The organism is Paraburkholderia sp. BR13444 (genome assembly GCF_040948755.1).
Taxonomy (GTDB): domain Bacteria; phylum Pseudomonadota; class Gammaproteobacteria; order Burkholderiales; family Burkholderiaceae; genus Paraburkholderia; species Paraburkholderia youngii.
This window is the reverse complement of sequence record NZ_JBFPKM010000031.1, coordinates 21542-27541: the sequence shown is the minus strand read 5'-3', so window position 1 is coordinate 27541 and position 6000 is coordinate 21542. Positions and strand designations below refer to the sequence as shown.

The following is a 6000-nucleotide window of genomic DNA, read 5'->3' as shown; positions in this document are numbered from 1 at the left end:
CTTCCTCTAATACTGTGTGAGGCTTCTGATACTTTTGCCCTGCAGCAGATCCATACGGATCGGCCGCCGCATTCCGCATCAAGCGCCCACACTTATCGGCTGTTAGTTTTTAAAGATCGATCCGCCCAACCCGCAGCGCCTGAACTACCACCGGCACTGCTTCGTTTGCGTCGCTGCGTCTGCAGCAGAGAAGCGAGATTATGGAGAGCGGTCGACAACCCGTCAAGCCCCTTCTGCGAATTTTCTTTTGGGGACAGCACGCCAGGATTCGGTCCCTATAGATAAGAAAACGGCAAGCCCCCTTGTGCAAGGACCAATGCGCCCCTATCTACGTCGTGTCCCGCGCATGCACACGGACTCCGCACCCGCGCAGTCTCACGCATGCATGCGACAACAGCGACGATGATTTGATGTGCACCCATGAGCGCGAACCTCCAAGCTCGTATATAATGCGAGCCGCGCAAAATTTCGCATGTCCATCGGCCCGCTTCGAGCGGGCTCATCTTTTTTGCTCCCCAGAGCACAGCCCAACAACCGCGTTGAGTCACATCAGGTGATGCTGAGCCCTGCTCGAAACGCCTGACGGTAGCGTCTTGCGTCTCATAGCGAAGCCTCTAGAGGAAATTACGTGAACCCTTTTGATCGCGAAGATTCGCAACACGAAACCGCCGCCTTCACTGCCAAAGTTCCGTCCGGCCGTTCGGCCAAAGGCAAGGGCGCCGGCAAAGCGATCCCTGTGGCAGCCGAGCTGCCGCCGCAACAAGCCGAAGAACGCCAGCGCCTGATGCGCGCACTGATCCAGCTGGGTAAAGAGCAAGGCTATCTGACCCACGCGCAGATCAACGACCACCTGCCCGACAACTTCACCGCAACCGCCGCGATCGACAGCATCGTCAGCGCGTTCAGCGATATGGGCGTGCAAGTGTACGAGCAGGCCCCGGACGCAGAAACGCTGCTGCTCAACTCGAACTCCCCCGCCGTGGTGTCGGACGACCAGGCCGACGAGGAAACCGAAGTCGCGCTGTCGACCGTCGACTCCGAATTCGGCCGCACCACCGACCCCGTGCGTATGTACATGCGCGAAATGGGCGCGACTGAGCTGCTCACCCGCGCAGGCGAAATTGCGATCGCGAAGCGAATCGAAGACGGCCTGCACGAAATGGTGCAGGCGATCGCAGCATGCCCGCTCGCGATCTCCGCGATCCTCGCAAGTGCGCAGCAGGTTGCCGACGGCGAGTTGCGCATCGACGAACTCGTCGACGGTCTGAATGAAGAGACGGCCGCCGCGGAAGAAGTCGCGAGTGCCGATGCGGACGCCGACGAAGACAGCGATGCCGACGAAGACAGCGAAGATGAAGACAACGACGACGTCGGTCCGGCCGATTCGTCGGCGGCGGACGAAGCTCGCCTGAAGCAGCTCACGAGCGATTGCCTCGAAATCTTCGCCCAGGTCGGCATTCTGTTCGACCAGATGAACGCGTCGCACACGCGCGGCGACGTCACCTCGAAGGCCTATCTGCGCGCACGCGAAGACATTCAGCAGCACCTCGCGAAGATCCGCTTCACCGCACGCACGATCGACCGTCTGTGCGGCGACGTGCAGCACCAGGTCGCGCAAGTGCGCGCGATCGAGCGCAACATCTTGCAGATCGTCGTCTCAAAGGCTGGCATGCCGCGCGAGAAGTTCATCGAGACGTTCGCGGGTAGCGAGGCCGATCTCGGCTGGACCGAGCGTGCCGCGCGCACCGGCGCGTCGACCTATGGTGCGGCGCTCGAGCGTCATCTGCCGGCCATCCAGTCCGAACAGCAGAAGCTCATCGACATCGAGGCGACGGTGTCGCTGCCGCTCAAGCATCTGAAAGAGATCAACCGCCAGATGGTTGCGGCCGAATCGAAGATGCGCAAGGCCAAGAGCGAGATGATCGAGGCGAACCTGCGTCTCGTGATCTCGATCGCAAAGAAGTACGTGAACCGCGGCATGCTGTTCCTCGACCTGATCCAGGAAGGCAACATCGGTCTGATGAAGGCCGTGGACAAGTTCGAATACCGTCGTGGCTGGAAGTTTTCGACGTATGCGACGTGGTGGGTCCGCCAGGCCGTCACGCGTTCGCTCGCCGATCAGGCCCGCACGATCCGCGTGCCGGTGCACATGATCGAAACGATCAACAAGCTGAACCGCATTTCGCGCGAGATCCTGCAGCAGACCGGCCAGGAAGCGCATCCGGCGGTGCTCGCGGAACGCATGGAGTTGTCGGAAGAGAAGGTGCGCGGGATTCTGAAGATCGCGAAGCAACCGGTATCGCTCGAAACGCCGGTCGGCGACGACGGCGATGCGACGCTGGGCGACATGATCGAAGACGCGGCCGTGTCGTCGCCGGCGGATGCCGCGATGCAGGCCGACCTGCGTGCCGCAATCGACGACGCGCTCGATTCCCTGTCGCCGCGTGAAGCGAAGGTGCTGCGCATGCGCTACGGCATCAACACGAAGTCGGATCACACGCTCGAAGAAGTGGGCAAGCAGTTCGACGTGACGCGCGAGCGGATCCGTCAGATCGAGAGCAAGGCGATGCGCAAGCTCATGCATCCGAGCCGCGCGGACCGTCTGAAGTCGTTCCTCGACCGATAAGCGTTTGCCACGCTTGCCGTGCGCGCCGCACGGCAAGTCACACACGTCGTCATACACAAGCAGCGGGATGAACCGGTCGACGGTGAGTCCCGCTGTTTGCTTTTGTGCTGTACCTTCCCGGTAGCCTTACGCGCGAGCTCTCCGCTTCGCGTCTCCCCAGTTGTCCACAGATTTTGGGAACAAGCTTGTGGACAAGCTGCGCATGACTGCGCTAACTCATTGAGCGTACTGCGTTTCGCGCTGGCGCCTTCGATGAGTCGCGTGTCCTATCGGTTGCCGCACACCGTGCAAACCACCGCCCAACCTTGCACGCTCAACGCGAGGCCAAGGTCAAAAGGCGCCACCATGATCCAGCAGGTTCAGCATGCCCTCGCCGGTCAGCGGCGCAGCCACGGCGCTTTGCCCCAGCATGTGCGCGTCGAGGTAGCCGGAAACCTGCAGCGTGTCGGCGGCAAAGCGCATCAGCCGATGCAGCACGATAGGCGCGCCGCAGCCGAGCGTGAACACGATGATCGCAAGATTGCCGCACTGCAAGCCGAGCAGACGCGCAACGCTGACGTTGCTGCCGAAATGCAATTGCGAGCCGAGCGACGTATTGCCCATCACATGGCGCGTCAGCGCGGCGACATAGAAGCCGCGGATCAGCATCGTGCCGATCGAGAACAGCGCATAAAACAAAAACAGCGATCCGAGCGCGGCCCGCCACGGCGCCACACCCACCCCCGACAAGTGGCCGACATGCATCGATGCGAGAGCGCCCTTCAGAAACACCATGAACAGCACCGCAAAAAGAGCGACCACGCCGACGAACGTAACGAGGAACAGACCGTAGACAACCCGCGCGCGCCCCTTGAAGCGAAACGCCAGGCTACCGAAGCCGCTCGCGTTGATGCGGCGCTCCGTCAAACGCATCGATGTCCACGGCAACATCTGGCCAAACGTGACAACGCACAACAGCGCATACAGCAGCGCGCGCACACCGTAGCCGAGCGCCGAGCCGGTCATGCCGCCGCGAACACCGCACCACTGCGTGCGGCTCAGCCGATAGCGCTGCGCGCTGAAAAACGCGCCCGCCGCGAACACGACGATCAGCAGATAAAACGCGACGACAGGCAGCGAACCGAGTGCCGCGCTTTTCGTCTGCATGCGCAAGACCACACTCAGCGCGCCAGCCGCGAACGTCGCGCCCAACACGACCACGATCGCGACGAGAAAGCCCTTGAATAGCTCGCCCCCGGTGCCGGTGTACTCGAAGCGCTCGTCCTGAAAGCGCATGTGCGACCAGACATAGCGGCGGTTGTTCGTGGTCGCCCAGAAGCGGTAAATGCCGAGCGTCACGATTTGCAGCAGAAGGCTTCTGAAAAAGATGCCGTAGAGGTCGCCGAGCGTGCCGTCGTAGATCAGCAGCGGCCGCTTCTCGTCGAGTGAATTCATTGCGTTGCCCTCTTTTCTTCGTTTAACGTTTTTGTGGCCCGGTCACGCATACTATTGCGGCACTCATATGCGGCATGCGTGGGCGAACGCGACGGGCGACGGTGCTTTCCCGTGCGAAGGCCGGCTCGCGTGGTGCGAGCCCATGCAAAACCTGTCTTTCAGACACGCAGGGAATCACGCAAAACGAAAACCGACCGGCAAACACATAATTACACGGTTTCGTATCTTTATAAATGGCATTTCCGCATATAAATCGGCCACTTCCATTACGAAATTTGGCAAGGCGCGAATTTATTCAATTCGCATAATCTTGAATTAACGCGCGCAATAACGATTTCATTGGGGGCGATCATTTGACGGTCCACTCGCGAGTGCGCACCGCCCGCCGTGGCAATCCTGCAGCATTGCCCGCGGCTTGACACGGCCGACCTGATGGAGCGGAATACGCGGACGAAAACGATTGCGTATTCGCACGCAACGCAATTCACATTAATAAGGAATGCGGTGAATTCTACTAAATCGCCACAATTTTTGGCATAGGAATAAAAAACCCGGCTGCAGATTAGATGCTAGCCGGGTAATTTCCGCACTGCGCGGATTGTATTGATGCATTCCGGGTTTTATTGCCCCTCGAAGTACAGCCCGAGCGCGCGCTTCATTCGATGCACGCCGGTTTCGATCTCCTCCACCCCGGGCGCGGCAAACGACAGGCGCAGCGCCGCCCTATCGACCGCGTCCTTGTAAAACGCGACGCCCGGCACGAACATCACGTTCCGCTCGATGCACATTCGCAGATAGTCGGACGCATCGCGCGCCGCGTTCAGACGCGCCCACACGAACATGCCGCCGGCCGGACGATGAAACGCGATGTGCTGCGCGAGATGCGCGTCGAGCGCATCGCATAGCGCGCGGCATTTCACGGCATACGCATCGATGATGCGCGGCAGATGACGCTCCAACGCGCCGCTCGCGAGGTATTCGGCGGCGATCACCTGCGTCCACGGCGCGCTGCACAGATCGACCGTCTGCTTGGCGACCACGCAGCGCCGCACGATCTCCGCGTGCGCGACCATCCAGCCGACCCGCAAACCCGGCGCGACGATCTTCGACAGACTCGAAAAATGCACGACCCAGTCGCGCGAACCAGGCACCTGCCCGCTCAACGCGTAAAGCGAAGGCACTGCCGTGCCATCGAAACGCAGGTCACCATACGGATCGTCTTCGACGATCATGAACCGATAGCGCGCCGCCAGTCTCAACAATGCGATTCGACGTTCGAGCGACAACGTCGCGCCAGTCGGATTCGCGAAGGTCGGCACCGTGTACAGCAGCTTGGGAGCGCGACGCAGCGTGCCCGATTCGAGCACTGCGGCGAGCTTCGCGACGTCGAGTCCGTGCTGATCGACGGGCACCGTGACGACGTCGGCCTGTTGCAGCTTCAGCGCCTGCAACGTGGCCGGATACGCGGGCTGCTCGACGAGCACGACATCGCCGGGCGCCACCATCACCCGCAGCAGCAGATCGAAGCCTTGTTGCGAACCGGTCGTCACGAGCAGGTCTGTTGGCGTGCATGACGCGCCGCGCCGTGCCATCAGCTGTGCAAGCTGTTCCTTGAGGATCGCGATGCCATCGGTGGGGCCGTATTGCAGACACAGCGTCGGCTGATGCGAGGCGCGCGCGGCCGCGGCATCGAGTCCTTCACGGTCGAACAGGTCGCTCGCCGGATAGCCGCCGGCGAACGAGATCATGCCGGGCTGCGCGAGGTATTTGAACAGTTCGCGGATCGGCGAGCCGCTCGGTGCTTCGAATGCGGGATTGAATGAGAACATGATGACGGCCGCCTGCCTCTCGTGTGATATCGATTGGGATGTCGAAGACGATCGGCGTCGATTGTGGCCATCGGCGGGATCTGCGGCAAACGATATCTATGCACTACTTAT

The 6000-nt window shown here is 61.1% G+C and carries 3 protein-coding genes; 1 reads left to right on the top strand and 2 read right to left on the bottom strand.

Features of this window, described 5'->3' with window-relative positions; all coding sequences use genetic code 11:
• Positions 1–628: 628 nt before the first annotated feature.
• Complete coding sequence (gene rpoD, locus AB3X95_RS38625; RefSeq protein WP_176126339.1) at positions 629–2626, top strand: RNA polymerase sigma factor RpoD; 1998 nt, start codon at positions 629–631, stop codon at positions 2624–2626.
• Between the two features lie 330 nt (positions 2627–2956).
• On the opposite strand, the gene AB3X95_RS38620 is transcribed toward rpoD, so the two are convergent.
• Entirely contained in the window at positions 2957–4060 is a 1104-nt protein-coding gene (locus tag AB3X95_RS38620) for a YjgN family protein (protein WP_176369624.1), read from the bottom strand.
• Between the two features lie 620 nt (positions 4061–4680).
• Entirely contained in the window at positions 4681–5889 is a 1209-nt protein-coding gene (locus AB3X95_RS38615; protein WP_176126337.1) for a PLP-dependent aminotransferase family protein, read from the bottom strand.
• Positions 5890–6000: the final 111 nt, after the last annotated feature.